The sequence below is a fragment of the Paenibacillus sp. T2-29 genome, assembly GCF_052921365.1.
Map to the genome: position 1 here is coordinate 32,430 of NZ_JBREVE010000001.1, position 23,711 is coordinate 56,140.

The following is a 23,711-nucleotide window of genomic DNA, read 5'->3' on the forward strand; positions in this document are numbered from 1 at the left end:
TTTTAGTGAATTAGTTTTATTCAACGACATCATCTATAATCTCTTCTAACTGTTTAATCGCTTTTTTAGACAAACTCTGTTTGTGACTGTCCAACCATGTAATGAGTCTTTTATTTATTGATTTTTTCTTTTCAGATTCGAGAATAGGTTCTTTATATTTGTGGCTTGTTTTAATGGCAATTGCATATGATCCCGATACATAAACTGGTCTATATTTAACTGATTTAGACACTTCCGTATATTCCTCTTGATTAGAAACAGGAATAGCATTTTCGCCATGTTCACTAATAAAATCGTCATATACATTATCTACAATTTCTCTAAGTTTATTGTTTACGTTTGTTGAAAAGGCGCTTGTAATAAACTGAACATCTGGAGATCCATTTTTAATCATGTCCACAGTCTTATTGGAGTTAACACCACTTAACATCCTAGAAGATAGCCATTTCAATTCAAATGAATCTGCTAATTTTCTATCTCTATCAATCTTTATGTACTCAGGCTTGAAATCATATCCTTGTGTATACTCACTGTAGTTACATACAAACAATCCATTAACAAACACTTTACCTTTATATCTTTCTTCTTCGAGTATTCGTCCAAAGCTGCTTCCAATTATTTTTCCAACGTCTTGCAAATAAAGATTAGACTCAACAATATCTTGATACTCTTGATTAGTGATATTCTCAATGACGATAGTCAGATTGTTATCAGGCGCTTTGTCCCAAGGATATTTCTTATCGACGAAAAAAGTTAAAATCTCTTCGCCATAACGACGACTATTAACAAATCTTGGCTTCCAAACTTCGCTTGCTCCATAGTTATAAAACGTTACAGTTTTATTTAGTCGTGTCAATACCAATGTAGCAATTTTATACCCTTCTCCGAATTGACCAATTGTATTTGGATCATCACGTTTGGTTGATGAACCAAGCAGAAGAGTTTTCACGTTTAAAACAGATGACTTGTTGCCAATGCATAGCTTTTGAGTTTCGTTGTCGTATTCGAAGAACATTTTATTATCATCTGATGTTGTTTGTTGATCGAGTGCATTTTGAAACAATTCACGTACAGCATCGACTACCGTCCAACTAGGCACATAGTCTTTTGATAAACTTAGTTCATATTTACTCAATTCCTATCTTCCTTTCATATTTTTGTTTACCATATTTAATGGCTATTTCAACATCGAACTATTCTAGTATCCAACTTAAACCTTTCCAATCAATTGAAAATGGATTATTAGGGTCATACTCTTCTTCTCGATATTTAAATTTTTCCCTATATTCTTCTGCGCTAATCTCTCTTTCTATTTTAAAGAATAAATAATGTTCATACTCATATACTCTTTCATCGTCAATTTCTTCGTATTCAAAATACGGATATTCATCAAAATCCCAATGATAGTCAACACTACTGCTCTGACATTCTTTCCAATGTCCATCATCATCAATTTCATATCCCATAGTATAGGCAATGTCATCAATACTTGGTTTGTCAGCTTCATACTCATAAAATTCATCAGCAAACTCTTTATTCAATTTCTTCTGTATATCTTCAACATAATCTCTGAATTCACTATAAAAATACTTTTCTAGTTCTTCTATAACGTTGCCCGGTGGATAACTAAACTTAGTGATTACATTAAATTCTTTGGGTGAGCAATTGCTAATCAATGAAAGATGAACATCGCCGTCTTCATCGATGGTAACTTTTTTTAGTTTCGTCTCGCCTTTAAATAATTCATCTACCCACTTATTGAGTAACGCTTCGACTTCATTCATATAATTCTCCCCTTCCTAACTTTGGACATTTCGCAATCTTACTTTTTGTAAAACAGGTAATTTATCGAATAATATTTATTAGAGTGGTAACACAGTTGTCACATAAAACCATCTGATTCATCCCTGACTGAACACTTCCAGCATAAATGACGTTGACATTTTTAGATTTGTGACATGAATCGCATCTTTCAAGACTGCCCCTAATGAGAATCGCCACTACACTAATCGTCCCCTTTCTTGATCAAACTAGACTTTTATCTTATTGATGTTCATACTTAGCAATTAACTGACGCGCCTTTTCCAATTCTTCTTTTATTCTCTGCTGCTCTTTAGTTTTAATTTGATTTGATCGCTCATTCTCCACTTGCTCAGACTCATTCTTGAGTTCATTAAACAATTCATCGTCGTACAGCATTCGCGGATCGATATGTATACTATCTAATTCAAGATCTCCATATTTATAATATTCAACATCCACTATAATGGTATTATTTTTATATTGTATTTCATTGACTTCGTAATACTTGTTTTCGATTGTTCCATGTAAACAAATGATGTCATATATTTTATTTGTAATCTCATCATGTAAATTCAAATAAAATTCCACTTCTTCTTTTTTAAACATTTGATTGATTACTCCTTCTCCCTAAAATCTTTAATGTTGATATTCCCACCCGCTTCATTGTAGTCAGCAAGTGTTCGCTTAATGCTGTCCAACATGACATTGCAGTTCTCTTTACTTGGGTTTTGCGAGATGTTGTAGAGCATATTAGACAATCCACGCATAGTAACTTCTAAGTAACTCATTGCTTTACAAACTCCTTTCTACTTTTGATCAAGCTTTGGACCTCTACCTTATATTCTTCAGGACTTGAATGATCATAATCCGCTATGTCTTCAACATCTTTAAAAAGTTGATAGGTTAAGTCATAAAACAACTCTCTATTGGGTAAAGACTCCCGAAATGCTTTGATCCGATTTTTATATTTACAAATTTGTTCAATGCCGCAATCTTCCCACATTTTCAACAGTAATAATTCTAATTCGTTCATAATACTGTGCCTCCCTCATTTTAATAAAATTAGATTTTTATCTCGTTCTTAATTTCTATTTTAATTTGTTCAAACAATTCTATTGCTTTTTGTTGAGTTCCTTTAGAGAACATTGACAGACTGATATATTCTGTTTCTGAACACTCCAATGTTTTTCCAAATAATTTCCCCATCGAGATATCAACTTTAATTTTTGCACTTCCATTAAGTTCATCATCTTTGCCAAAATAATTTTCACTACTAAGTGAAACACTAATCAGTTCACAATCCACACTACTTTTCATTGAATCATCTCCTTATTTGTTTTGCATAGTTTACTTCAAATGGTCTGCGACTCTATCTTTAGGCAGTCTCATTAATACAGATGCACCAAAATCATTTAATGCGTCTTCTCCCTTAATTGCATCTTCAGGAATCCAAACTTCAAGTTTAACTCGATAGTACCCTTTGTTTTTTCCTTTCTTAGATGGCGCATAAGTGTTGATCGTTCCTGAAGGTGGAGCCAAGACCATTAAACTGTCATCATATTTCTCTAACACTTGATCTACATACATTCCAACCATTTCTTTATTAGCTCCAAAAATGACTTTTCTCATAATATTTATCCTCCAATATGTTGTATTTAATTTTTATATGTATAAGTTAGTGTTCTCAATACATTGTTATATGTATTATTTATCTTGATAAAAGACGGCTTTTACGAAGATTCAAACCAATAGTTTCCCCTCAAGTTTATTGTATGCATTTTTAACTTTCTCACGAACTTCTATGTATTCATTCATATTTTTGAACATATCAATAACATTATTATCTTTGACCACAAAACAATTATAGTAGTATTGAATTAATTTCTCTCCATTTTCATCTTGTTTGATTTGACATCCTAGTACGATTGCTCGCTTAATTTTAAATTCTACATCTGTAATGGAGTCGCACTTGAGATAACTATGTGGACAAAGTTCTTTGTACTTATCAATAACTTTGTTGCTTACTTTCATTCCAATTCATCTCCTATGTATTATTATTGTAAATGCCATTCGTCAACATATGTATTGTTCGAGAACTCTTTATATAATTGATTATTTTTATTTACTTGATCTCTGCCATCTTTTACACCCAATTCGTAGCACATCTTTCTATGTCCTTCTCTAACTTCATCAAATGCTCTACTCCAAAATAATTTATGTATAATCGAATTGAACAAAATTATTTCACCTTCCTTCCCGTTAGATTAACGAACTTGCCAAACTTCTCAATTTTATATGGCCTTGGAGAGCTGGATTGATATTCCAATAATTCATTATAGGTTTCTTCGTTAGGCTTAAACTCTGTGCCTTTAAAATTAGTCTTCTCTCCAATAATAAATGTTGTTGATCTAGGGTCACCATCAACCCAACATATATCCAACAGAGTTTGTGCTTCATGACTTAATTGCATGTTCTTTCATCCTCTCAGTGACATAAATAAAATGACGAAGTAATTGAACAACAGGTGGCTGCAAATAGGAACCAGTATGTTATTTGTCTTATTGTAATAGTGACTCCAAACTATCCCTATAAAAACGTATCCAAGGAAACCAACTAGATTCCAGTGTGGTATTGCAAATAGTATAGAGCTTATAATTGAAGCGACCCAAAAGTTATATTTCTTGTGTAGTTTCGCAAATAAATACTTTCTACAAATTAATTCTTCAATGACAGGACTAAAGATTATTGCGTATATGTACATAATTGGTGTTTGAAGATGTGTTAATGGCTGCTGAATAATAAACAAAGATGATAGTTTGGTTAGAGCAGAGAATCCCATAATGGCGAAACAGAATGAATTAAATATTGATTCTCTGTTTATTTTAGTATTGAGTTGTTTGTAATCTTCTCTGAACCAATACTTACAGTATTTCAGTATTAAACATAAGATTATCGTTGGTGCTATGTTTATAATGAGGGAAAACGTATATCGTCACTCCCTTTGTTGTGGATGTTTTTCATTTCAACCACCTCCTAATAAAAAAAGTACAGGCTTCGTTTAACCTGTACTCATGATATCATATGTGATTATATTTGTATATATCTATTTCATTGTTTTTATTTATTTAATTCATCGATACTAACAGGGAATCTTTCTTTAGCCAATTCGATAACTGCTTTTGCGTATTCTTGGATTTCCTTTTGAGCATCATGTTCAAGTCTCTGGTTTAGGAAATGGCAAACTCCTTGGAGAGATGTAGACCAATACCAACGCACATACATACCATACGCTGGGAGAAACAGTCTTGCTTGTTCTGCACAGATCCCTTTTTCAATGGCCCACTCATAATTACTTTCTGCATCCTCAATGGTTTTAATAAGTCGATATGTAGCTTCTTCGCCAAGCTCAAATTTAACAATATCTCCGCTGCCTTGCTTTGAGTTTTCAGGTTTAGAACGCCACTCATTAAATGCTGGTACATGAAAGTTCGGTTCTTCAGTGATGTAACGGCGACTAGACTCGTTCCATGCGTCCATTGTATGGTCAGAGCCAACGATATATTTCCACCATTGTCGAGCTACCATAAGAGGTGCATATACTTCAAACTGGAGAAATGCATGTCTAAAAGGGCTGGTATGATCTTCTCGCGCTAGAAATTTAATTAGCTTAATATCCTTTTCAGTTAATTCTTTTGACTCTTTTGCATAGGATACACGAGCAGCATTAGCCACTGTTAGATCCGAACCCATTACATCTACTAATCTTACATAACCCTTGTCTAGCACATCGATTTTATTCATATTTAAATTCTCCTTTAGATCAATTATAAAGGCAGTGGAATTACCACCGCCCAAGATTATAACTAGTTAAACCGTTTTGTTCCAAGCTTAATTTGTCGTTTGACTTCTTCTTCAATTTTAGGTTCTGGAGCTTCCCATCCTTCAGGCTTGATTACCTTACCTACTTCATTATAGTGTGGCTCACCATCAGGGAAAATCTTGGACATGTTTGCCTGATGAACTAAATCAAAAATTCTATCAGGAACAACAGAAGCCTCAACAAGTCCACCTTCAGCAAAATACTTGATATCAATAAGAGCGTCAATTTGCCCAATTAGATTATCTTCAGGGAAAGGCTTAGTGAGTTGTTTATCGTAGGTTTTCTCGGCGTTCAGGACTAATTCAGCAAAAAACTTATCGAATCTCTCTTTGTTACCAGCAGTAGCATACAACAACTCAATCACTTCCTCAAGAATAAAAGAGGCACGATTGATTGCCAATTTATCTGACAGGATAGTTGGCACATCTGGAGCAGGGCAATTAAATGCCTTTTGAAACTCGCGAACCTTGAAGAAATCGGAATTGGCTTCAGGTACTTTGTAATTTTTAATTGAAGATTTTAAAATTTCACTAATTTTAGCAATTGTTTCTGTATCTTTTTTGTTAAGGACAAGTTCACCTTTGAATAATTTTGGCATACTAATTGACTTGGTAATTTTTTCTTTGTAACGGCGTAGTAAGGAAACGTCAAACTTGTTTGTCCGTCTCTTGTTATTGATATAGTATGTTACCACTGTCAAACCGTCCAGATGTCCCTTAACAACACCTTTCACCTTCAGTGGCTTGATGTATACTGTCTCATTAATTGCGTAAAATGGTTGTTTTACTTGTTGGCTATTTTTAGTTGTCATATGTATTAATTGCTCCCTTATATATTTTTTTTAATTCTACTTATTAAAATCAAACTTGAAATCTGCGTCTGTCATTCTTTCAATATTTGTTGTTCTGACATAGCCATTCCCTTTTTTCGAAAAGAAGTCATGCTGCTTTGTATTCGTACTGATACCATTCTGTACAATTGGATTAATATCTTCTACTGGAAAGTAATTATCAAAGCCTAGATTCTGCAAGGCACGATTCGCATTATAACGTACATACTTTTTAACTTCCTCTTCAAGACCAATGACGGTATATAACTCGTCAGTATATTCCGCTTCATTTTTGTATAGTTCGGCAACGAGATCAAGCACTTCCTCCCTTACTCGATCCTTGTCACGTTTATTCATGGATTCGTACACTTCTTGAGCGATTAAGCCTGTGTATAGGCCGTGAATGGCTTCGTCACGCAAAATAAGATCAATGATTTCTCCGCTGGCTGTTAATTTACCTTGTCCAGCTAAGTACAGAGGATAAAAGAATCCACTGTAAAACAAATAGCTTTCCAAAAGAACAGAAGCAGCCATTGCCATATAAAAATCTCTTTTGGTTCTAATATTAATGTAGTATTGCTGTATTGTTTTAGCCTTTTGTTGAAGATGTTTATTTTGTTCCACCCATTCAAAAATTTCATCAATTTCTTCAGTGGTAGCCAGTGTGGTAAAGATACTGCTGTATGATTTGGCATGAATTTGCTCCATCATACCCATAAAACCAAATACTGCTTTTCGTTGAAGTCCTTCGACTCGCTCTAAAATTTGGGGCATTCCTACCCCTCCCTGAAGAGTATCAAGCAACGTCAAACCACCCAACACCCTTTTATATACATCTTGTTCAGTCGGCATTAAATCAACCCAGCTCATTTTGTCATCGGATAGTGGAATCTCATCATCTGTCCAAAATTGTTCAATATTCTGCTTCCAAAATGTCTGAGTAAACCCATCGTCTTCTCTGTTCCAATTTACAGCTTTTAATGTCATCTAGTTACTCTCCTGTTCGTTTAAATAGCACAGCTTGTACATTCTTCTACAGATAATTTTTTAGTACGTGTATAGTACAAAGATTTGAGACCTTTTTTATTAGCATACACATAGTATCTTCCCAATTCTTTGGTGGACACATCACTGTTTACATACAAGATTGTTGATACACCTTGATCGATATGTCTCTGAATTTCTGAGATCAAATCAATCATCTTGAACATATCCATATTGTATGCTGATTTATAAAAGAAGAAGTTGTCTCGTGCCAAAAACGGCATAGGATAATACGTTGTTGAATTAGCGTAAGTTCTAGTTTCAATTGGTTCAACGATTGGCATAACACTTGAAGTTGAATTTTGCACATAGCTTATAGATTGCGTTGGAGCAATTGTGAGTCTGTATGCATTAGCCAAACCAAATTCAGCAACTTGCGCTTTTAGTTTCGTCCAATCTTTTTTAGATGGAAGATTAATCCCTTCAAATAGCTTTTTGATCTTATCACTGACTGGATTGAAGTCTTCTTTTTCGTACACTGTAAAGTAATTTCCATTTGCATATTCGGAAAGTCCAAACCCTTTAAATGAGCCATACTTCTTAGAAAGTTCCATACTTGCTTCAAGAGAGTGAAAATTCATAGCAGCAAAAAACGCTCTAACGAATTCAATGGCTTCATTACTTTCATAGGCAATACGGTTTTTCGCTAAAAACCCATGCAGGTTCATTGCTCCAAGTCCAATTGAATGCAACTCATCATTGGCTAATTTCACACCGGGAGCATTACCGATGTTGGTCAATCTTGACACAGAGTCGATTGCATAAATTCCTGTGAATACAGATTCCTTGATGTTTTTAGATTCCATAACGTTCACAATGTTCAATGAAGCCAAATTGCAGCTAATGTCCTTACGGATTATGTCGTCTTGTCCATAATCGTTAATTTCTGAAGTTTCTTGTAGCTGAAAAATTTCAGTACATAGATTTGACATCTTAATATTTCCAATTCCTTTTAAAGCATGTGTACTATTAGCGTTATCTCTATTTACAATGTATGGATAGCCAGATTCAAGTTGCGATACAGCAATTTTAGTAATCATATCTCTTGCATCTAGGCGCTTCTTTTTAACTGCTTCGTTCTTCAGCAGTTCTTCATACATCTCGTCCATATTCATGTCATCAAGATGAATTCCATAAGCTTTGTATACTGAATATGGTGCAAATACATATAAAGGTTTATCTTGTTCGGCAAGTTCATAAAATTTTTGAGGCACTATGAGACCGATAGAGAGTGTCTTAAGTCGGGACTTTTCATCGGCATTAATTTTTTTACTGTCTAAGAATTCTTGAACATCCCATCCAAAGATATTATAGTATCCAGCTCCTGAGCCTTTGCGTTGCCCCATTTGATCAGCATAGGAAAAAGCATCTTCCATAAGCTTCAAAACAGGACTTATTCCTTTAGCAGCCCCCTCAACTCCTTTAATTGGTTCGCCTCGTCCACGCAACTTAGAAAGGTTTACTGCAACACCTCCACCTATCTTAGAGAGCTGCATACAAGTATTAAGTACATAGTTAATGGAGTTTAAAGAATCATCCATCTCAAGCAAAAAACAAGACACCATTTCTCCTCTTCTGCTACGTCCAGCATTCAAATATGTAGGAGTGCTGGGTTGAATTCGTTGCTCCATTAATCCTTTTAGAATGTTCACTGCCACTCCATAATGTCCTTGTGCCAAATACATTGCGACCACACAATTGTGTTGTTCGATGTCCTCAAGATAACTGTTTTTATCGTTCGTTTTCAATGCATAATCGTTATAAAACTTTTGAATAGCCATATATGAAGCAAATTTAAACTTGTAGCTATAAGCAATTTCATGCAACTTACTTACTTCTTCCTTGCTATAAAACTCGTAAAAATCTATGTAATAGTCATTTTCAATTAGATGCTTCATTCGTTCTTCGTTATTATTAAAATGTATTGTATTTTTAATGACTTCTTTTTCAAACTCTTTGATTGCTTCTAAATCTTTTTCAAGGTCAAAAAATCCGTCTTTTTTCTTCATGATTAGGTTGTTCAATTCTAAGTATTTCAAATATTTTTAATCCTTTCGTTTATAATTTCAATGTCCATTTGGTTGCCTGAGAGTTCAAATTTGTGAATCAAAGGAATACAATATTCATGCGATATAATTTCTGCTGCTCTACCAAACTTAAGTCCCCAGTTACGGTTACCACTAGATATAACGCCCTTCATATAATACTCATTATTTTTAACAAACTCTGCAACTCTTTTGGGTACTTCTCCAAATCCAGTTGTATACGTAACTAAAACGAAAGGTTCATCAACGAGTAATCCATCATTGATCTTAATATTTCTCATTCCTAATTTCTTTACAAACCGTTCTACGTTGCCCGTAAGTGAATCATATACAATCAACATTTGATCTCTCGCATTTCAACCTCCCTATGCCCTGCCGCCCACCCATGCAATTTACTTATGTTTTAGTCTATCTTTTTCTTCTGCTCTCTTTGCAGAATTGAAACGATTCAGATTACCGACTAAATATCCTGTAACCCTACGAATCCGTGAGATATTTTCTTCATCACTCTCTCCACAAATAGGACATTCTTTATTTATCACTCCATCAAAATTACAAGATAAACATTTGTCTATAGGATGATTGACGCTGAAATAACCCATGTTTTTACTTAGTGCATATTGAACAATTCTCTTAAATGCTTGCAGGTTGTTCCTCGCGTTTCCATCAAGTTCAACATAAGAAATGTGTCCTGCATTAGTTAATTTGTGGAAAGGAGCTTCGCGTTCAATTTTTTCGTATGCTTTAATCTCATAATAGACTGGCACATGAAAAGAGTTTGTTAGATAGTCTCTATCCGTTACACCCTCAATTTTTCCATATTGATCTTGAAGTAATTTTGCAAACTTACCTGCTAGGCTTTCTGCTGGAGTAGCGAAGCATGTGATATTCATATCATATTCATCAGATTTCTTATCACAATAATTCTTGATGTAAGAAATGATGCTATATCCTGCTTTCCATGCATTTGGACTCTCACCGTGATGGACTCCAAATAGCGCCTTAAGACATTCAGCTAATCCTACAAATCCAATACTAATTGAACCCACACGAAGCAAGTCACCAATTTTATCATTGGGCTTTAGCTTCTCACCGCCAATCCAAGAACCATTTTGCATCATAAAGTCACTTGCCTTCGCAGGTTGCTCACATTGAATATTGTAACGATGAACTAAACCTTCGAGAGCTACATCAAGAACTTCATCTAGCTTGTCCATAAATCCATCAATATCTCTTTCTTTACGACCATTAACTATTCCATACTCAATTCCAAGTTTCGTAAGGTTAACAGAGTTAAAAGATAGATTCCCTCGACCAGACTGAGAAGGTTCACCAAAACGGTTTGATATTACACGGGTTCTGCAACCCATTGTTGCGATTGCTGTATCTGGTTTATCTGGGTCGTAATATTGAAGATTGAAATCAGCATCTACGTTAACGAAATTCGGGAAAAGACGTTTACTTGAACATTCAAGTGCTTTCATGAATAAGTCATAATTAGGATCAGATTCATATTGGTTAATTCCTTTTTTACACTGAAAAATTAATTGAGGAAATATGGCTGTTTCTGAGTGTCCTAATCCATTGATTGATGCTGTTAATAATGAATCTGAGATCAACCTTCCCTCAGTCGATGTGCAAAGACCAAAGGTTACACTGGTAAACGGCACTTGTCCTCCAGCACGAGACGCCATTGTATTAAGATTATGAATCAAACTCTCAGATGCTTGATATGTTTCAATTTTAGTTTCTTCGGTTGCATATGTATAAGATTTCGGAAACACCTTGCTAAGTTCTACATTGTCTATATATAGGTGGTCATCTTCAACTTCTGAATAAAACTCATTAAAGTACTTTTGTCCTTTTTTAAAGTGCTTTTTGAATGACTTAGTTACATATGGTGCTAAATCCCAGTCAAACTTTGAAGCTCCACAGCCTCCATACTGACTGTTTTGTTGGCATTGAAAAATAATAGCTGCTTGTGCCATTGCAGTCATAATTGAATTTGGTGATCTTACAGAACCTTTATCACTAACTTCAAATCCATTTGCGAGTAGCTTGTCAAAGGGGATGAACAAACAGTTGTGTGTCCCAATTGCATAGTGGTCTAAATCATGTACATAAACATATCCTTCATCTATTGCCTTTGCCAGTCTTTCAGGCAACACAACATTCCGGGCATATAGTTTGCTAAATTCTGAACCAAATCTGTTCATTTTTCCACTATATGATTCACCGTTGAGATTTGCGTTCTCTTTCGTTATGTCTTCATTTTTGCCTGAAATAATTCCTTCTCCAATGTTATGCAATTCGGTATCATTATATTGTTGCGTATTTATCATCTCCATTACAGTAAAATCTGTTTATAGTCTTGCTCAACTACATTGTTAAAATTATTAGAAATTTCAATAAATGTATGATATCTATTTATTACCTTATAAATACTCTTTATATCCTTTTCAAGTTCCTCAACGCTAGAATTGAAAGACATTAAAAAAACACCTTTAAATTCATCTATCAATCTACCGCTTTTTATTGACTCAATTGTGTTTTTAATTGTATCGCACTCTTGTTCCAGTTTTAGTATTTCTTCTTTGTTGACTTCGTATAGTTTTTTGCATGAATTATATTTCAAAAAGTACTCAATAACATCTTTATTATACAAATCAAAAGAAGTTTCATCTAAAATTTGAATAAGAAACTTCTGTATTTTCAAAATAGTCGCAGAAAGCATCAAACTCTTTTCATCATTAATAGAGTCCAACTTACACGACATATAATTTTCAACCTGAATTTCATATAGTTTCTTTAAGTCTTCTACGCTATGCTCTTTAAATTCAGTATCAATTTTAATACGATATTCATCTTTACTATGTTCTCTATAAGCATATCTCAAGTTAAACATTGGTTCATTCGTTTTCATAAATACTTTACTATCTCTTATTTCAATACTAATATTACCCAACTTCCTACCTCCTCATTATGTCTACGTAAAAGAACTGTTTTATCTAAATTGCTATGTATTACTTTTCGATATGAAGCTTGAATAAATCGCCTTCTTCATTGAATTCCTTGATTTCAAATACATAATCAAAATCATCTGCATCGCCCATATAAGAATGGTTGAAGTTATAAGCACTTACAATACTGCACTTTGGCATTTCATATTGTACTAATACATCTTTTTGATTTTCTTGTTTTCTATAAAAGCCTTCAGCTATAAGTTTGCAATTAACAACTCTACGGTTAAAAACTATGGTTTCGCTATTTTGAGTTTTACTAAATAAAGAACTTATCATAATCTGACAATGTGTTTTCCGATTTATTTAGAAACTTGAGCATGTCGCCATTCAAGAGTGCGTCTTTTACTCTGATCGTTCTATTTGCTACACTTATGCTCCCTTTTTTTAAGGTACTGATAGTTGAAACAAATTTTCCTGTTTCATCAAACACATGCAGCTCAATGATATCTCTAATACCATAATTCATGTTTCCTTGCCTCCTCATTTTTCTGTCTATGATTTAAATAATTATACAATTCATTTACAATCCGACAGTTTCTAAATTCTTCTACTCTTTCTCCTAGTAATGCTCTAACCACTAGCCACCAGTCATCTAAATACTCCCTATCCTTATCTCTCTTGAGATACAATGAATCAGCGGCAATAGTCAAAGCTTCGACTTCACGAGGTAACATATCCTCAACAATAAACCTCTTCAGCTCATAGTTCATATTAAGTTGTCCTCTTTTATGTATTTTTGTTTGATGCTACTTTATCAAATTCTCTCCATGCATCTTTCCATACATGTTCTTTCAATGCATCGTACTTATCAAAATTTTTATCGCCTAAGTGTTTTTTAAGTTTTTTCTTTATGTAGTTGTCTTCGTGTAGCTTTCTTTCGCTTTCTGTGCCAACGTCATCCAAAAAACAGTTAATCAGATGTTCGGCTAATTCAAAACTTACGGTCATTTGCTTTCTTCCACTTCTGTATGTTGATATGTCCCAATCTTTCATTAATAAAGTCTATTTTGTCTCTTTGAGCCTTCTCCAGTCTAATTCTGGCTTCTGTTTGTAAATCCAGATTTCTATTCAATCTTTCCAATGACTCTTTTAACAGTGCAACATTTACAAGCAACTTATTTGTCTCTTGGCTCATAATTGAGTCCTCGCTTTCAATGCGAAATTATCATCTTAGTATGAATAATAAAGAGCAGTTTTCTGTTGCACACCAGTAGTAAATATAATCTATGCGATAATCACCTTATTTTTTATTTATAATATCATTATATTTGTTTATATAACCTAAGTCAACTGTTTATTTTCAATCTCTTGGTGATAGGTTAAATTTAGCTTCACCAAAGATTAAGTCTTTAGCTGTACCACCAAAACCATCAATTACATGACCCGTAGACTTGTCATTATGTTCAATTACAACGACATTATATCTTTGGTCGTAATGCATTCCACCCAATTTAAACTCTACTGGCACATTTAGATCACTAGTTAGAGTATTCAGTGTAGAAACAAGCTCAGAAATGTGTTGTTCTCTAACTGTTTTGTATATGCCGACTGGAATTGTTAGTGTGTAAGTCTTTCCATCAATTGCAAATGTAAATTCGTTGTTACTGCTTGTGATGGGAATCGATGTATTGATTTCAATCGTTCCCCACACTTGTTGACCATAGTTTATAGTAAACATCTCCCATTCTTGTTCTGTTTTTAAAGGTAATTTTAAAGACTTTTCATTAATTGTAGATTTTCAATGTTGATAATTACTGCTATATACTTATTCCCACTCTTTTTCAACATTGAATTCTTCTGTCGCAGCATCATAAAACTTTTTGCTTATTTCTGCTCTTTCCGAAGACCATTCATTATATTGCATATAATATTTGCTTCCTTCCTCGTAAAAAGAAATAGTGACTCCATAGTATGTTGGAATTTCAAATTTGATCATTTTATTCACTCCTCTTATCAAATGTAATTTTATTTATATTCATATGTATTATATTCATTTAACAAATAGTTTCGTCCCGTATCAGAAATTTGAATTGCTGGATAACTCTCAACTGAAATTCCATAGGGATGTGAATCTCCAAACATATAATAAACCAAATCCTTATCCTCTGTAATTTTAAATCCCTTTGATATTTTCAAAATTGTATTATATTTATTCAAATCAATCTTCTTGGACAGCTTAATTTGAGAAAACCATCGCAAAAAATTAATTTCATAAGGATCTTGTACGATTGTGAGATGTTGCTCTTCTGGAATGTAACCACATCTAGCTAATTCGGTATCGATTCGAATTTTTTCAATTTGCTTTTTGGCCTCTGCAACTAAATCCTCAAGTTGTGTGATAGTTAATTTTTCAATAATCATATGTACCTCCATCTTCCCTAATAAAATTTGACTTTTACTCTCTTACAATTTCACATTCCACGTAAAACCTTTATTATCAATAAAGCGAATGTTTACAGATATTAATGTATGACATCGCCCGTAATCATCGTGAGGATTAAAGGTTAAATCTTCAAATTCTCCATCATATTTTTCTAATTCATGGTGTCCACTGTAATTATTAATTAAGTCAATCAAATCACGTACAATTGCCTCTTCAAAATATGGTTTTGTATATGTATTGATAGTCGTAATATAGTCTCCGTCATTTGAATCTGCAACAACGGTTACAATAAACTTGTTGTACTCCTCCATTTTTGGAACTACCAGTTCATACTCTGTCATTCATATTCCTCCAATTTTATAATTATTTTAAAATGCAGCTTTTATATCCTACGCAATACAAAGAACCCTTAATTTATTTTTCCTCTCAGTACCTGTTGTGTTGATTCCATAAGAACCTCAATTTCTTTGTCTAGAGTTTTCTTATTCCTGCCCCAATCTTCCCACTTTTGCTTCGCTTCTTGCTGTTGGTGCTGTTCATACATTTGTAGAAATTCTTTATACGCTGCCAATCTGCCAACCTTTTTGCCGTGTGAATGTCCCAATTCATAACAATCGTCAAAGTTACCTCCAGACCATTCACTTGGATCGAAATTCTCTTCTATCTCTGCATTAAGCGAATCCACAACTTCTTGTAAGCAAATTATTGTATTTTTTAATTCCTCAAAAATCACTTATTCATCACCTTCTTTTTTATCTCGATGACAATAATCACATATCGTATTATCTTCTTCAATGGAGTACATTTCCTCTCCGTTAAGTCTGTCTCCACAAACTTTACATTCATATCTGATGTAATGGAGTGGATTATAACCTGACCACGTTCGACCCAGATGTTTTGCTACCTGTTCGACAGCAGATGGATCAATATCGATCTTTTCAATTTCCCCTTCTTCAATTGTTCCATAAACTTCACTGTGTTTACCAAGAATTTCACCAAAGTAAACCTCTTTTCCTATTGCATAATCCACCTCTTTTCTCGTGGCAACAAACAACCCCTCGACTTCACCTTGACGACCACAATCCCAATTGAACTTATAAAGATATTTATTCTCCATTGTTACTCCTTTGATTTGTATTTTAAATTAATTGCTTAAACAAACTTCAATATTAATACCTGTTTCTTTGGCAGCTTGCAATACATCATACCCTACATTTTCTTTTACTAAAGTCCATCCATAGAGTGTTACTCCATAGTATAAATCACACAACTCGACATCCTCATCAAACATATCTCCATGCAATCTAATCATTCTATCTCTGAAACCCTCTTGGCTTACACAGTTATAGTTGTTGTCGTAAACATCAAATACTTCTTTGTCTTTTTCTTTGTATTTGTAGCTATTGAATATACTGCCCCAAATCTCAGACGATGGTTCTGATTTTATCCATTCGTACACTTCGCTGTCTGAATCCGCAACAAGATAAGTGAGAATACCCTTTTGACTATCTTTCTGTGAAAAATGCTCAAACATAATTTTATACAGATTCATTTCTCTGCTCCTTTGTCTATGTAAAATACGCCTTTTACTTAATCAATAATTCTAGTGTTTTTGTTATTTTTGTCATGGTATTATCAATATCATCTATTTTGCAGTCATCCCCAAACTGTATTGATAATTTAATGTCCAAATCTAACCTTTTACCTTTGGTATGCATATCCTTAATATCAAAACTCAATTTTTCATACATATTTTCGGGATACGACAGAATTTCATCGTATATCCTTCTGCTCCAATATTTTTTAATAAAGCCATCATCGCTATGTTCATTGTTCAAAATACTTCCTTCTTTCCTAGTAAAATCTCACTTTGATTGAGTTGCTCTTCGAGTTCCTATAAGTCGATAGCCCCATCCATCATTCTTAAGGCTAGATTCGGTCATTCCGTATTTTGTGAAGTGAATAAACTTTTCATTTGATTGACTTATCCCAACATAGAGTTCGCAAGGGAAATCAAACCCAAAAAACATCACATCTCCTCGTCTGATCTCATGCTTTTCAATTGCTTCCCATTCATTCCACACGGACTCGATGTTTAGATTTGTTCCATATTCATCCCTAAGAATTTCAGACATAAGTTCATTGTTCTTCTTAATCACCTGACAAACAGAGTAATCGTATGTACTTGTCATGGTCCATTCTCCTTTTCTCCGTAAAATATATCTTTTACTTGCTTGATCTTCTTCTTAACTTTCTACCAAGAATAAACGTCGATATAAACGCAGATAAATAAAAAATGCTATATCCAACAAAGCCAGCAAAGAGAATTTTAACAATATTAATAGTGATGATATATGAATCAACTGTTGTGGCTCTTACGGCATTAATTAGTCCTACTATTCCTCCGACAAACATAATATAGAATCCTACATATACTACCGACACAATCCCCAATAAAATGAATACGATAGAAAGAATTCTTTTCAAATTGACATCCTCCATTATATGTGTATTGACTAACCTCACCCAAATCGAGATTTTTTCACTTGCTAGTCATGTGCAATCCCCACTATCGTTGTATTTTCCATCTCAGCATAAGCCAACACTCCTAGTTGATCGCATTGCCCAGTTTATCAATATTCAAAATCTAAACTCTGAAAACTCTTTTAATAAATAACTTCTTCCTTCTTCCGAGATTTGTACTGTTGGACATTCTTCAAATGCTGGGAAAAGCCAGCCGTGAGCATAACTACTAAATGCATAAACATCTAAGTCAGCATCAATTAAATTCTCATCTGTAATTCTAAATATGTATTTATATTTATCTAAATCAATTTTATGTTGTAACTTGTGTTGAGAAAACCACCTTAAGAATCCTATTTCATATAGATCCTCTACTCTTACGAAATTATCAACATCTGCTGACTGTAGAGCAGTGTGCTTATACCATCCACATTGCTCAAGAGCTTGATTCTTTTTACGCGTTTCTATTTCTTGTTTTATGTCTTCAGTAAGTTTCTCTAATTGCTTTATACTGAGTTGTCGGACTAGATCGGTACTCATCAAACATTTTCACTCTCCTTTTTAGTAAAAGCATTATTTTATGGAGTATTAATTTTGACTGCGATTACTTTCTTCCAACCATAACCTGCAATAATTTCCTTTGCTGCCTGTTCTAATTCATCATCTGTGAGAAGAGTATAGTTTGGTTCATCGCAAATGTTGTCGCATACTTCACCAATAAGTCCTTCTTCGTCCTCAGAGAGAATATACATTCTTTCATCGTTACTCCAAACTTCTTCTACTGATGCAGCCCCCCAACCTCCAACCCACCACATATGTCGTCCATCATCAGAGACAATTTCAGAATCAACCATTGCCATGATTTCAAGTTCAGGATTCTCCTCAATTAACTTGAGAAGATGTTTAAAATCTTCTTGCTGTCGTTCAATCTTTTTCATTTATTGGCCTCCAATATCTATATTAAATCCAATTATCTAAATTCATCGTGCGCTAACATGTATTACCTTATAAGGTCTTTTCCCTATAAACAACGAAAGAAAGTATTCTACACAATCTTTTATGGAATTACCTTTGTATATGTAAGAACAGCCCGTTGATAAATCCTCAATCTCAACTTCTGCTTTTACTGGTTCACTGACAATCATATTCTCCACTCCTTATTCTTATAAAACCACTATTTTATTCTGAATAAAAACCAACAAGATTAAAGTGTTCATGGTTACAGTCAATCCATTTATCTTCAACTTCATCACAGTAAATCTCAAAGTCATTCAGAGCTTCCAAATATCCTTCAATTTTACCTCTGATACTGTCATGATATTGGTCTCCTTTTACTAAAACCTTCTTTGACTTAAGATCAAACAGCGCCTTCTCATCTTCAAACTCGTCATTTACATAAATAATTAGTTCCATTTATATATGCTCCCTTTCTTGTCAAACTTGTATTTGATCGTAATTTTGCTCACAATTCTTCACCCTTTAAATTGTTCTACAGCCTTTATGATATTGTTTGCCTCTATATTTAAACCGAGCAATAAACGTTTTGATGAGCAATAATCCTTCGTTAACTCTTTCCACAATTATGACTCCAAACTTAGTCTTCCAACTAATCTTTCCCACAATATTAGGAATGGAAGCCACCTCTTTGATGAGGCGACCTACTCCAATGTTACTTTGTTCACATCTTATTTTCGCATGATCAGACACTTTGATTCTCATAAAATCACCGTTTTACAGACTTACGAGCCTTGCGAACTTTTGCAAACTTCGTGAGTGTTGACCCTTCTTTTTGTCCATTTGCGGCTGGTTTAACAAATTGAAACTTCAATCCTTCTTTAGTCGCGATTCGTTTTGCCTCTTTTACTGCTCCAAGATAGTCAGTTGGTAGATTGTTGATTACCACGTTTTTGTTTTGTGTGTTTACTGCGATTCCGTAAAATTTCATATGTATATTTTCTCCGTTCTTATATGTATTTTTATTTTGTCAGATTTACTTCTTTATAATCTTCAATGAACAGTTGGCAAGTTTTAATGACTTTCTTCTTTGGCCTATATTGAGTCCAAATATTCACATTCAATGAACCTAATGCTTCGATCTCGGTGAACACGGGCACTTTCTCATAATACTCTTCGCCTGTTTTGAACTTCATTAATTGTAGCTTTCCACAATCAATCTTAACTGTATTATTCGCTTTGCCCATTAGTTTCTTGTCTGAAATAAATAGGTCTTTAATTAGAAATGTTCCCGGCTTAAAGTTGTTTCCTGAGTAGCGATAGAACTCTATTAAATGGTTGATGAATCTTTCATCTACATCGTTCGCACTAAACTCTAAATCATAATACATTGTGCTGTCTGGTACGAAATCTCTTAATTTAGAATTTAGTTCCTGACGCAGTAATTCAAGATGGGTCACTAACACTCCTACACCACCAGCACCGTCATGTCCTGCTGCATATGTAGTATTCTCACATCTACTCAGTAACTCTAACATTGAAAAGTCATCCAGTCCTCTAAAGCTACCTGAATATGTATCTTTGTTATTTCCAAAACCAAGCACGATTGCTGGCCTACTATATTTTTTTGAAATTTCTTGTGCCACTAATCCGTTTATCCCTCTGCCTAGAGTGGGATCAAAAACAATTATTACTTTATCGCTTTCGCACAACCCAGTTTTCATAGCTCCTAGCGCTTCAGATTGAACTATCTTCCTGTTTTCGTTCAACTTAATTAATTCTTTTACATATTTTTTTGTGTCTGAAGAAATAGTATCGCTCATTAAAAAGTCTATAGCTAATTTCATATTATCAGCTCTTGTTGCAGCAGTAACGGCAGGACTTGCACCATAAAGAAAATCTGTTGAAGTTAGAGTCTTCAAGTCAGAATTCATAGACTCGAACAGAAGCTTCAATCCTTCATGACGCAATCCTTTAAGTGACAACTTAGCATAATACCTATTTTCCATTTCCATCATGGACATCATATCTGCCATTAAAGCGAATCCCGGTAAATCACTTAGTTCTAAGGTAAATGATGTGTCCATATAGTCATCTAACACTTGACATACCTTGAACACTAGAAGTCCACCTGAAGCATTTTTATTAGGATACTTGCATTCTGGTTGTTGCGGATTAACCAAGATGCAATACGGATTGTATACGTCGACTGTATGGTGGTCGATAACTAGACAATCAATACCCTTATCTACCAGCATCTTCAGTGGTTCTACATCATTACTACTACTGTCCACTGCTATGTATAAATCTGTATCATCTTCAACTTTATCAACTATATACTCCGAACCGTGACCGACTGATCTCTCTACATGTTTAATGAAAACATTGTTAGTGAAATTAATTAGCCATTTATATAGAATAACTGCCGAAGTAATGCCATCATAATCCACGTCAGCATAAATGATAATCTTTTCATTGTTTTTGATTGCCTTAATAATCCTCGACACCAGTGCATCAATGTTCTTTAACAAATACGGACTGTGAACAACATTAGAGAGTGGATTTAGAAATTGATCTATATCTTCAATTCCATTAATCTTAGCGAGTTTACTGTATGTATTGTCATAAGACTCAAACGGAATTTTGGGTTGCTTTTGCTTCCAGACTATGATTTAATCACTCCTTGATACTTCTTTATTGAATACTTATTTTGAATTTTTCAGGTAGTGTAATTTTAAGGTTATTGTTAATTGCTTTCATAAAACTATAAGTGAGATACCTATTTTCTCTTCCTGTCTGTTTATTTACGATTTTGATATTCACCATATCAATCACTCCAGTTCAGGTTAGTTTAGTCCTAAGTATTCCAACATTTCTTCCTTCTGCACATCGCTAAAATTCTTCCATGCAGCTTGTAACTCCAGCATAATACAACCAAATTCACGCCAATTGCCCTCATTATTTTTTGTAACAATCCCATATCCATTTAGCATTACATCTAACGCTTCTATTCTAAACACCTCCTTAATTTGATATAGTCATCACATGTGGAATTCCTCGTTGTTTATCCTTTATAAAGATTTCTTTCGTATCCAAGTTAACAATTCGATAGTCCCTGTGCATATCCACGTACCACCACAATACATAGGAAACGTGTTCCAATGAACTCCATACAGTCGCTTTGTCAGTGGTTTCAACATTTTTATAAGGATCAACAACCGATTTTACATGTAAAAGATATCTTCCTGTATCAGCTTCTTGAATTACGAATCTATTCACTCCCGCGAACTTCTCAATATCGCGCTTGGCATATGCGAACCAAGCTTTTAACCCACCAAACTCTTTTACGCCATTCATTGTGCCACAGTTCATAGCTAAGATATGATCATATGTGTGATCAATGGGTATCGCTTCGTGCTTTTCAATGTCAAAATCGGCTGAGAAATCACATTCAGCAAAATATTCTACTCCGTCTTCATCAATAGCAAGAATCTCATCGTTGCTACAGTAAATATATGGTTGTATACACTCTTCATACGATCCACCCTCGTACTCAAGAGTATGTTTGCCGCAGGAAGGACATCTTTTAGCTGCTTCATGTTCTTTCAAAATCTTTGCCTGATATTCGCACCAAATGCGCGATAGCCGTTCTGTGATTCTCACCTTACGGGCATAGGCGGCTGGATCGTCATATATACTCATTTCATTTATCCTCCTGTCGCGTGTAGCTGACGATTGCTGCGTCTAGCGTTTATAAAATAGTAGTTTTACCCATTTTTCATATTGTGACGTAGTATGTTTATTTCCATTTGAGCCAATCTAAGTTGTTCTTTAAGCAAGAAAGCATATTCGACTGACCCTTTGCTGGCTTCTTTTATCTTTTTATCAATCTTTTTCATCTGCTTATCAATTACTGAGATACTTTCTATTGTCATACTCATTTCATTGTTCATAGTTACCCATCACTCCTTTTTATAAAATCTTGTTTTTACTCCCACTCTCCTCAAAAGATACCCATTTTATAATACTTAATTATTCTCCATTCCCCATTAGAGATATATTTGTTTACTGTATTTACATTAATCTCATAGGTATCTAAAGTATCAACGTGTACAATAGAATACTTATCTCCTAATTTAGTAGCATAATATTCAAATCCATTCTGATTTTTAAAATAAAATGAATCTTTTAGTTCAATTTCGCTCTTGGTATTATTTTTGTTTGTTAACTCATCAAGCTCTTTTAGCAGAGAATGCATCGCTTTATCCTTCAAAGAAATCAATTCATTAATATATTCATCAGTAAATTCGTTTCTTCTCATATCAATTTGTTGTTTTAAATAGCTAATCCGTTTTTCTTTCTGTACTCGTTCAGTATGGTTCTTGGTGTCCACCTTGGAAACAATCCAATTCGTTGCACTACACTCTGCGCGCTCCTTACAACTCACCACTTTGGCTGTTTCATATCCTCTTTGGGTATCACAAACTACCAGATCACCCTTTTTTAATTCAATATCAGTGTAGAATGCGTATGGCGTTGGACTCCCATTATGTTTTACAATTGCAATTTTAGTCATATGTATTATTCTCCTTTTTATTGATAAAAGTATATTTTTATTCGAAAAATTGTTTTAGATCCTCAATACCATCTCGAAGTTTTCCAAGGTCACTATTAATATCGTCTTCAATTTGCTCACTTTCGGGAATGTCCTCAAAAACTTCATCCCAACTGATAATTTGTAGGTTGTGCAATGCTTTTTCCATTTCTAGAACTACTTCTTTAGCTTGTCTAATGTTCATATGTATTCTCCCTTTTAATATATTTGCCTTATTTATTTTAACTAATTTGTTCAATCTTATATTCATTGATGATGTGCTCTAGGCTACGCTTTTGATCTTCGGTCAACATCAGTGCATAATTTACCAATGTCTTTTCTTTTGGTAAAGGCTTATCGATTTCTTCGTATGTGACGCTTGAAATCTCATCAACCCAATACAATCTGTCACCAACATCTTGTTTGGCACTTACAATATCTGCATGAATATTAACACTATAAAATTTGTCTGCTACTTTACAAATAAGTGACGCTTCATCCTCGTAATACCCTTGTCCACAATCTAAGTAGTCTCTACCGATATCTTTAAAGTGCTCTACGATATCATTTTCTTTGGTTAAATATACTTCGTCTTCAATTACACCATATTCATCAATCAGATACTGTTCCATA

At 34.1% G+C, this 23,711-nt stretch carries 42 protein-coding genes; all 42 read right to left on the minus strand.

Annotation, left to right across the window (positions count from 1 at the left end):
- Window positions 1–16: 16 nt before the first annotated feature.
- Window positions 17–1,135, minus strand: coding sequence for a hypothetical protein (locus ACU1JV_RS00220; RefSeq protein WP_413986335.1), 1,119 nt, complete (start codon window positions 1,133–1,135; stop codon window positions 17–19).
- A gap of 58 nt (window positions 1,136–1,193) precedes the next feature.
- A complete protein-coding gene (locus tag ACU1JV_RS00225) occupies window positions 1,194–1,784 on the minus strand; it encodes a hypothetical protein (RefSeq protein WP_190297262.1) in 591 nt (196 codons plus the stop codon).
- Between the two features lie 259 nt (window positions 1,785–2,043).
- Window positions 2,044–2,409 carry a hypothetical protein gene (locus ACU1JV_RS00230; RefSeq protein ID WP_413986336.1) on the minus strand — a complete coding sequence of 122 codons (366 nt, stop codon included), beginning with the start codon at window positions 2,407–2,409 and terminating at the stop codon, window positions 2,044–2,046.
- Between the two features lie 8 nt (window positions 2,410–2,417).
- Complete coding sequence (locus ACU1JV_RS00235) at window positions 2,418–2,591, minus strand: hypothetical protein (RefSeq protein ID WP_413986337.1); 174 nt, start codon at window positions 2,589–2,591, stop codon at window positions 2,418–2,420.
- On the minus strand, window positions 2,588–2,836 hold the full coding sequence (locus ACU1JV_RS00240) for a hypothetical protein (RefSeq protein WP_413986338.1): 249 nt from the start codon (window positions 2,834–2,836) through the stop codon (window positions 2,588–2,590). The genes ACU1JV_RS00235 and ACU1JV_RS00240 overlap by 4 nt, the downstream gene beginning before the upstream one ends.
- A 29-nt stretch (window positions 2,837–2,865) precedes the next feature.
- A complete protein-coding gene (locus ACU1JV_RS00245; RefSeq protein WP_413986339.1) occupies window positions 2,866–3,120 on the minus strand; it encodes a hypothetical protein in 255 nt (84 codons plus the stop codon).
- 30 nt (window positions 3,121–3,150) lie between these two features.
- Entirely contained in the window at window positions 3,151–3,432 is a 282-nt protein-coding gene (locus ACU1JV_RS00250; protein ID WP_413986340.1) for a hypothetical protein, read from the minus strand.
- Between the two features lie 111 nt (window positions 3,433–3,543).
- On the minus strand, window positions 3,544–3,834 hold the full coding sequence (locus ACU1JV_RS00255) for a hypothetical protein (RefSeq protein ID WP_446724429.1): 291 nt from the start codon (window positions 3,832–3,834) through the stop codon (window positions 3,544–3,546).
- Window positions 3,835–4,042: 208 nt separating this feature from the next.
- Window positions 4,043–4,273: a hypothetical protein gene (locus ACU1JV_RS00260; protein ID WP_029517918.1), complete on the minus strand. Its 231-nt coding sequence runs from the start codon at window positions 4,271–4,273 to the stop codon at window positions 4,043–4,045.
- A 6-nt stretch (window positions 4,274–4,279) separates the two neighbouring features.
- Window positions 4,280–4,642 carry a CPBP family intramembrane glutamic endopeptidase gene (locus ACU1JV_RS00265; protein WP_413986342.1) on the minus strand — a complete coding sequence of 121 codons (363 nt, stop codon included), beginning with the start codon at window positions 4,640–4,642 and terminating at the stop codon, window positions 4,280–4,282.
- Window positions 4,643–4,920: 278 nt separating this feature from the next.
- A complete protein-coding gene (thyX, locus tag ACU1JV_RS00270; protein WP_326400907.1) occupies window positions 4,921–5,604 on the minus strand; it encodes an FAD-dependent thymidylate synthase in 684 nt (227 codons plus the stop codon).
- A 62-nt stretch (window positions 5,605–5,666) separates the two neighbouring features.
- Window positions 5,667–6,494 carry a hypothetical protein gene (locus ACU1JV_RS00275; RefSeq protein WP_446724430.1) on the minus strand — a complete coding sequence of 276 codons (828 nt, stop codon included), beginning with the start codon at window positions 6,492–6,494 and terminating at the stop codon, window positions 5,667–5,669.
- Window positions 6,495–6,530: 36 nt separating this feature from the next.
- Window positions 6,531–7,499: a class 1b ribonucleoside-diphosphate reductase subunit beta gene (gene nrdF / locus ACU1JV_RS00280; RefSeq protein WP_446724431.1), complete on the minus strand. Its 969-nt coding sequence runs from the start codon at window positions 7,497–7,499 to the stop codon at window positions 6,531–6,533.
- 20 nt (window positions 7,500–7,519) lie between these two features.
- Entirely contained in the window at window positions 7,520–9,595 is a 2,076-nt protein-coding gene (nrdE, locus tag ACU1JV_RS00285; RefSeq protein WP_029517922.1) for a class 1b ribonucleoside-diphosphate reductase subunit alpha, read from the minus strand.
- Window positions 9,592–9,942 (minus strand): class Ib ribonucleoside-diphosphate reductase assembly flavoprotein NrdI, encoded by a 351-nt coding sequence (gene nrdI, locus ACU1JV_RS00290; RefSeq protein WP_446724432.1) that lies wholly within the window; start codon window positions 9,940–9,942, stop codon window positions 9,592–9,594. Before nrdI ends, nrdE begins: the two co-directional genes overlap by 4 nt.
- Window positions 9,943–9,993: 51 nt before the next feature.
- Window positions 9,994–11,949, minus strand: coding sequence for an anaerobic ribonucleoside triphosphate reductase (locus ACU1JV_RS00295; RefSeq protein ID WP_446724433.1), 1,956 nt, complete (start codon window positions 11,947–11,949; stop codon window positions 9,994–9,996).
- Complete coding sequence (locus ACU1JV_RS00300) at window positions 11,949–12,566, minus strand: hypothetical protein (protein ID WP_446724434.1); 618 nt, start codon at window positions 12,564–12,566, stop codon at window positions 11,949–11,951. Before ACU1JV_RS00300 ends, ACU1JV_RS00295 begins: the two co-directional genes overlap by 1 nt.
- A gap of 58 nt (window positions 12,567–12,624) precedes the next feature.
- Entirely contained in the window at window positions 12,625–12,900 is a 276-nt protein-coding gene (locus ACU1JV_RS00305; RefSeq protein ID WP_446724435.1) for a hypothetical protein, read from the minus strand.
- Window positions 12,881–13,090 (minus strand): hypothetical protein, encoded by a 210-nt coding sequence (locus tag ACU1JV_RS00310; RefSeq protein WP_446724436.1) that lies wholly within the window; start codon window positions 13,088–13,090, stop codon window positions 12,881–12,883. Before ACU1JV_RS00310 ends, ACU1JV_RS00305 begins: the two co-directional genes overlap by 20 nt.
- A complete protein-coding gene (locus tag ACU1JV_RS00315) occupies window positions 13,074–13,334 on the minus strand; it encodes a hypothetical protein (protein ID WP_413986351.1) in 261 nt (86 codons plus the stop codon). Before ACU1JV_RS00315 ends, ACU1JV_RS00310 begins: the two co-directional genes overlap by 17 nt.
- Before the next feature lie 16 nt (window positions 13,335–13,350).
- Window positions 13,351–13,572, minus strand: a complete 222-nt coding sequence (locus ACU1JV_RS00320; RefSeq protein ID WP_029517927.1) for a hypothetical protein — start codon at window positions 13,570–13,572, stop codon at window positions 13,351–13,353.
- Window positions 13,556–13,759 (minus strand): hypothetical protein, encoded by a 204-nt coding sequence (locus ACU1JV_RS00325; RefSeq protein WP_223821892.1) that lies wholly within the window; start codon window positions 13,757–13,759, stop codon window positions 13,556–13,558. The genes ACU1JV_RS00320 and ACU1JV_RS00325 overlap by 17 nt, the downstream gene beginning before the upstream one ends.
- 165 nt (window positions 13,760–13,924) lie before the next feature.
- Window positions 13,925–14,302: a hypothetical protein gene (locus ACU1JV_RS00330; RefSeq protein ID WP_413986352.1), complete on the minus strand. Its 378-nt coding sequence runs from the start codon at window positions 14,300–14,302 to the stop codon at window positions 13,925–13,927.
- Window positions 14,303–14,389: 87 nt separating this feature from the next.
- Window positions 14,390–14,560 carry a hypothetical protein gene (locus tag ACU1JV_RS00335; protein ID WP_413986353.1) on the minus strand — a complete coding sequence of 57 codons (171 nt, stop codon included), beginning with the start codon at window positions 14,558–14,560 and terminating at the stop codon, window positions 14,390–14,392.
- Between the two features lie 29 nt (window positions 14,561–14,589).
- Window positions 14,590–14,985 carry a hypothetical protein gene (locus tag ACU1JV_RS00340; protein WP_446724437.1) on the minus strand — a complete coding sequence of 132 codons (396 nt, stop codon included), beginning with the start codon at window positions 14,983–14,985 and terminating at the stop codon, window positions 14,590–14,592.
- A 42-nt stretch (window positions 14,986–15,027) separates the two neighbouring features.
- The gene (locus ACU1JV_RS00345) at window positions 15,028–15,348 is read right to left on the minus strand and encodes a hypothetical protein (RefSeq protein ID WP_446724438.1); all 321 of its coding nucleotides are present in this window, start codon (window positions 15,346–15,348) and stop codon (window positions 15,028–15,030) included.
- Between the two features lie 68 nt (window positions 15,349–15,416).
- Entirely contained in the window at window positions 15,417–15,740 is a 324-nt protein-coding gene (locus ACU1JV_RS00350; protein ID WP_413986356.1) for a hypothetical protein, read from the minus strand.
- A complete protein-coding gene (locus ACU1JV_RS00355; protein ID WP_413986357.1) occupies window positions 15,741–16,124 on the minus strand; it encodes a hypothetical protein in 384 nt (127 codons plus the stop codon).
- A 27-nt stretch (window positions 16,125–16,151) separates the two neighbouring features.
- Window positions 16,152–16,559, minus strand: a complete 408-nt coding sequence (locus tag ACU1JV_RS00360) for a hypothetical protein (protein WP_413986358.1) — start codon at window positions 16,557–16,559, stop codon at window positions 16,152–16,154.
- Between the two features lie 34 nt (window positions 16,560–16,593).
- Window positions 16,594–16,845, minus strand: a complete 252-nt coding sequence (locus ACU1JV_RS00365) for a hypothetical protein (protein ID WP_413986359.1) — start codon at window positions 16,843–16,845, stop codon at window positions 16,594–16,596.
- 27 nt (window positions 16,846–16,872) lie between these two features.
- Window positions 16,873–17,199 (minus strand): NlpC/P60 family protein, encoded by a 327-nt coding sequence (locus ACU1JV_RS00370; protein WP_413986360.1) that lies wholly within the window; start codon window positions 17,197–17,199, stop codon window positions 16,873–16,875.
- Between the two features lie 34 nt (window positions 17,200–17,233).
- A complete protein-coding gene (locus tag ACU1JV_RS00375) occupies window positions 17,234–17,494 on the minus strand; it encodes a hypothetical protein (RefSeq protein ID WP_413986361.1) in 261 nt (86 codons plus the stop codon).
- 153 nt (window positions 17,495–17,647) lie between these two features.
- A complete protein-coding gene (locus tag ACU1JV_RS00380) occupies window positions 17,648–18,073 on the minus strand; it encodes a hypothetical protein (protein WP_413986362.1) in 426 nt (141 codons plus the stop codon).
- 35 nt (window positions 18,074–18,108) lie between these two features.
- Entirely contained in the window at window positions 18,109–18,468 is a 360-nt protein-coding gene (locus ACU1JV_RS00385; RefSeq protein WP_446724440.1) for a hypothetical protein, read from the minus strand.
- Window positions 18,469–18,709: 241 nt separating this feature from the next.
- Window positions 18,710–18,943: a hypothetical protein gene (locus ACU1JV_RS00390; RefSeq protein WP_446724441.1), complete on the minus strand. Its 234-nt coding sequence runs from the start codon at window positions 18,941–18,943 to the stop codon at window positions 18,710–18,712.
- Between the two features lie 310 nt (window positions 18,944–19,253).
- Complete coding sequence (locus tag ACU1JV_RS00395) at window positions 19,254–19,475, minus strand: hypothetical protein (RefSeq protein WP_446724442.1); 222 nt, start codon at window positions 19,473–19,475, stop codon at window positions 19,254–19,256.
- 31 nt (window positions 19,476–19,506) lie between these two features.
- The gene (locus tag ACU1JV_RS00400) at window positions 19,507–21,015 is read right to left on the minus strand and encodes a DHH family phosphoesterase (RefSeq protein WP_446724444.1); all 1,509 of its coding nucleotides are present in this window, start codon (window positions 21,013–21,015) and stop codon (window positions 19,507–19,509) included.
- 493 nt (window positions 21,016–21,508) lie between these two features.
- A complete protein-coding gene (locus ACU1JV_RS00405) occupies window positions 21,509–22,186 on the minus strand; it encodes a hypothetical protein (RefSeq protein WP_446724445.1) in 678 nt (225 codons plus the stop codon).
- A 65-nt stretch (window positions 22,187–22,251) separates the two neighbouring features.
- Complete coding sequence (locus ACU1JV_RS00410) at window positions 22,252–22,437, minus strand: hypothetical protein (protein WP_029517939.1); 186 nt, start codon at window positions 22,435–22,437, stop codon at window positions 22,252–22,254.
- A 50-nt stretch (window positions 22,438–22,487) separates the two neighbouring features.
- Complete coding sequence (locus ACU1JV_RS00415) at window positions 22,488–23,060, minus strand: hypothetical protein (protein WP_446724446.1); 573 nt, start codon at window positions 23,058–23,060, stop codon at window positions 22,488–22,490.
- A 37-nt stretch (window positions 23,061–23,097) separates the two neighbouring features.
- On the minus strand, window positions 23,098–23,283 hold the full coding sequence (locus tag ACU1JV_RS00420) for a hypothetical protein (RefSeq protein ID WP_029517942.1): 186 nt from the start codon (window positions 23,281–23,283) through the stop codon (window positions 23,098–23,100).
- A gap of 37 nt (window positions 23,284–23,320) precedes the next feature.
- A complete protein-coding gene (locus tag ACU1JV_RS00425) occupies window positions 23,321–23,710 on the minus strand; it encodes a hypothetical protein (protein ID WP_029517943.1) in 390 nt (129 codons plus the stop codon).
- Between the last annotated feature and the right edge of the window lies 1 nt (window position 23,711).

Excerpts from the sequence above, each read along its gene's own strand:
- ACU1JV_RS00395 (WP_446724442.1), bottom strand. The coding sequence starts at position 19,475 with ATGAAATTTTACGGAATCGCAGTAAACACACAAAACAAAAACGTGGTA.
- ACU1JV_RS00315 (WP_413986351.1), bottom strand. The coding sequence starts at position 13,334 with ATGAACTATGAGCTGAAGAGGTTTATTGTTGAGGATATGTTACCTCGT.
- ACU1JV_RS00230 (WP_413986336.1), bottom strand. The coding sequence starts at position 2,409 with ATGTTTAAAAAAGAAGAAGTGGAATTTTATTTGAATTTACATGATGAG.
- ACU1JV_RS00255 (WP_446724429.1), bottom strand. The coding sequence starts at position 3,834 with ATGAAAGTAAGCAACAAAGTTATTGATAAGTACAAAGAACTTTGTCCA.
- ACU1JV_RS00425 (WP_029517943.1), bottom strand. The coding sequence starts at position 23,710 with ATGGAACAGTATCTGATTGATGAATATGGTGTAATTGAAGACGAAGTA.
- nrdI (WP_446724432.1), bottom strand. The coding sequence starts at position 9,942 with ATGTTGATTGTATATGATTCACTTACGGGCAACGTAGAACGGTTTGTA.
- ACU1JV_RS00370 (WP_413986360.1), bottom strand. The coding sequence starts at position 17,199 with ATGACAAGTACATACGATTACTCTGTTTGTCAGGTGATTAAGAAGAAC.
- ACU1JV_RS00330 (WP_413986352.1), bottom strand. The coding sequence starts at position 14,302 with ATGTTTACTATAAACTATGGTCAACAAGTGTGGGGAACGATTGAAATC.
- ACU1JV_RS00335 (WP_413986353.1), bottom strand. The coding sequence starts at position 14,560 with ATGATCAAATTTGAAATTCCAACATACTATGGAGTCACTATTTCTTTT.
- ACU1JV_RS00325 (WP_223821892.1), bottom strand. The coding sequence starts at position 13,759 with ATGAGCCAAGAGACAAATAAGTTGCTTGTAAATGTTGCACTGTTAAAA.
- ACU1JV_RS00250 (WP_413986340.1), bottom strand. The coding sequence starts at position 3,432 with ATGAGAAAAGTCATTTTTGGAGCTAATAAAGAAATGGTTGGAATGTAT.
- ACU1JV_RS00305 (WP_446724435.1), bottom strand. The coding sequence starts at position 12,900 with ATGATAAGTTCTTTATTTAGTAAAACTCAAAATAGCGAAACCATAGTT.
- ACU1JV_RS00390 (WP_446724441.1), bottom strand. The coding sequence starts at position 18,943 with ATGGAACTAATTATTTATGTAAATGACGAGTTTGAAGATGAGAAGGCG.
- nrdF (WP_446724431.1), bottom strand. The coding sequence starts at position 7,499 with ATGACATTAAAAGCTGTAAATTGGAACAGAGAAGACGATGGGTTTACT.
- ACU1JV_RS00410 (WP_029517939.1), bottom strand. The coding sequence starts at position 22,437 with ATGAACAATGAAATGAGTATGACAATAGAAAGTATCTCAGTAATTGAT.
- ACU1JV_RS00275 (WP_446724430.1), bottom strand. The coding sequence starts at position 6,494 with ATGACAACTAAAAATAGCCAACAAGTAAAACAACCATTTTACGCAATT.
- ACU1JV_RS00240 (WP_413986338.1), bottom strand. The coding sequence starts at position 2,836 with ATGAACGAATTAGAATTATTACTGTTGAAAATGTGGGAAGATTGCGGC.
- ACU1JV_RS00260 (WP_029517918.1), bottom strand. The coding sequence starts at position 4,273 with ATGCAATTAAGTCATGAAGCACAAACTCTGTTGGATATATGTTGGGTT.
- ACU1JV_RS00345 (WP_446724438.1), bottom strand. The coding sequence starts at position 15,348 with ATGACAGAGTATGAACTGGTAGTTCCAAAAATGGAGGAGTACAACAAG.
- ACU1JV_RS00235 (WP_413986337.1), bottom strand. The coding sequence starts at position 2,591 with ATGAGTTACTTAGAAGTTACTATGCGTGGATTGTCTAATATGCTCTAC.
- thyX (WP_326400907.1), bottom strand. The coding sequence starts at position 5,604 with ATGAATAAAATCGATGTGCTAGACAAGGGTTATGTAAGATTAGTAGAT.
- ACU1JV_RS00225 (WP_190297262.1), bottom strand. The coding sequence starts at position 1,784 with ATGAATGAAGTCGAAGCGTTACTCAATAAGTGGGTAGATGAATTATTT.
- ACU1JV_RS00265 (WP_413986342.1), bottom strand. The coding sequence starts at position 4,642 with ATGGGATTCTCTGCTCTAACCAAACTATCATCTTTGTTTATTATTCAG.
- ACU1JV_RS00245 (WP_413986339.1), bottom strand. The coding sequence starts at position 3,120 with ATGAAAAGTAGTGTGGATTGTGAACTGATTAGTGTTTCACTTAGTAGT.
- ACU1JV_RS00295 (WP_446724433.1), bottom strand. The coding sequence starts at position 11,949 with ATGGAGATGATAAATACGCAACAATATAATGATACCGAATTGCATAAC.
- ACU1JV_RS00360 (WP_413986358.1), bottom strand. The coding sequence starts at position 16,559 with ATGAATCTGTATAAAATTATGTTTGAGCATTTTTCACAGAAAGATAGT.
- ACU1JV_RS00340 (WP_446724437.1), bottom strand. The coding sequence starts at position 14,985 with ATGATTATTGAAAAATTAACTATCACACAACTTGAGGATTTAGTTGCA.
- ACU1JV_RS00355 (WP_413986357.1), bottom strand. The coding sequence starts at position 16,124 with ATGGAGAATAAATATCTTTATAAGTTCAATTGGGATTGTGGTCGTCAA.
- ACU1JV_RS00320 (WP_029517927.1), bottom strand. The coding sequence starts at position 13,572 with ATGACCGTAAGTTTTGAATTAGCCGAACATCTGATTAACTGTTTTTTG.
- ACU1JV_RS00310 (WP_446724436.1), bottom strand. The coding sequence starts at position 13,090 with ATGAATTATGGTATTAGAGATATCATTGAGCTGCATGTGTTTGATGAA.
- ACU1JV_RS00385 (WP_446724440.1), bottom strand. The coding sequence starts at position 18,468 with ATGAAAAAGATTGAACGACAGCAAGAAGATTTTAAACATCTTCTCAAG.
- ACU1JV_RS00415 (WP_446724446.1), bottom strand. The coding sequence starts at position 23,060 with ATGACTAAAATTGCAATTGTAAAACATAATGGGAGTCCAACGCCATAC.
- ACU1JV_RS00420 (WP_029517942.1), bottom strand. The coding sequence starts at position 23,283 with ATGAACATTAGACAAGCTAAAGAAGTAGTTCTAGAAATGGAAAAAGCA.
- ACU1JV_RS00405 (WP_446724445.1), bottom strand. The coding sequence starts at position 22,186 with ATGAGTATATATGACGATCCAGCCGCCTATGCCCGTAAGGTGAGAATC.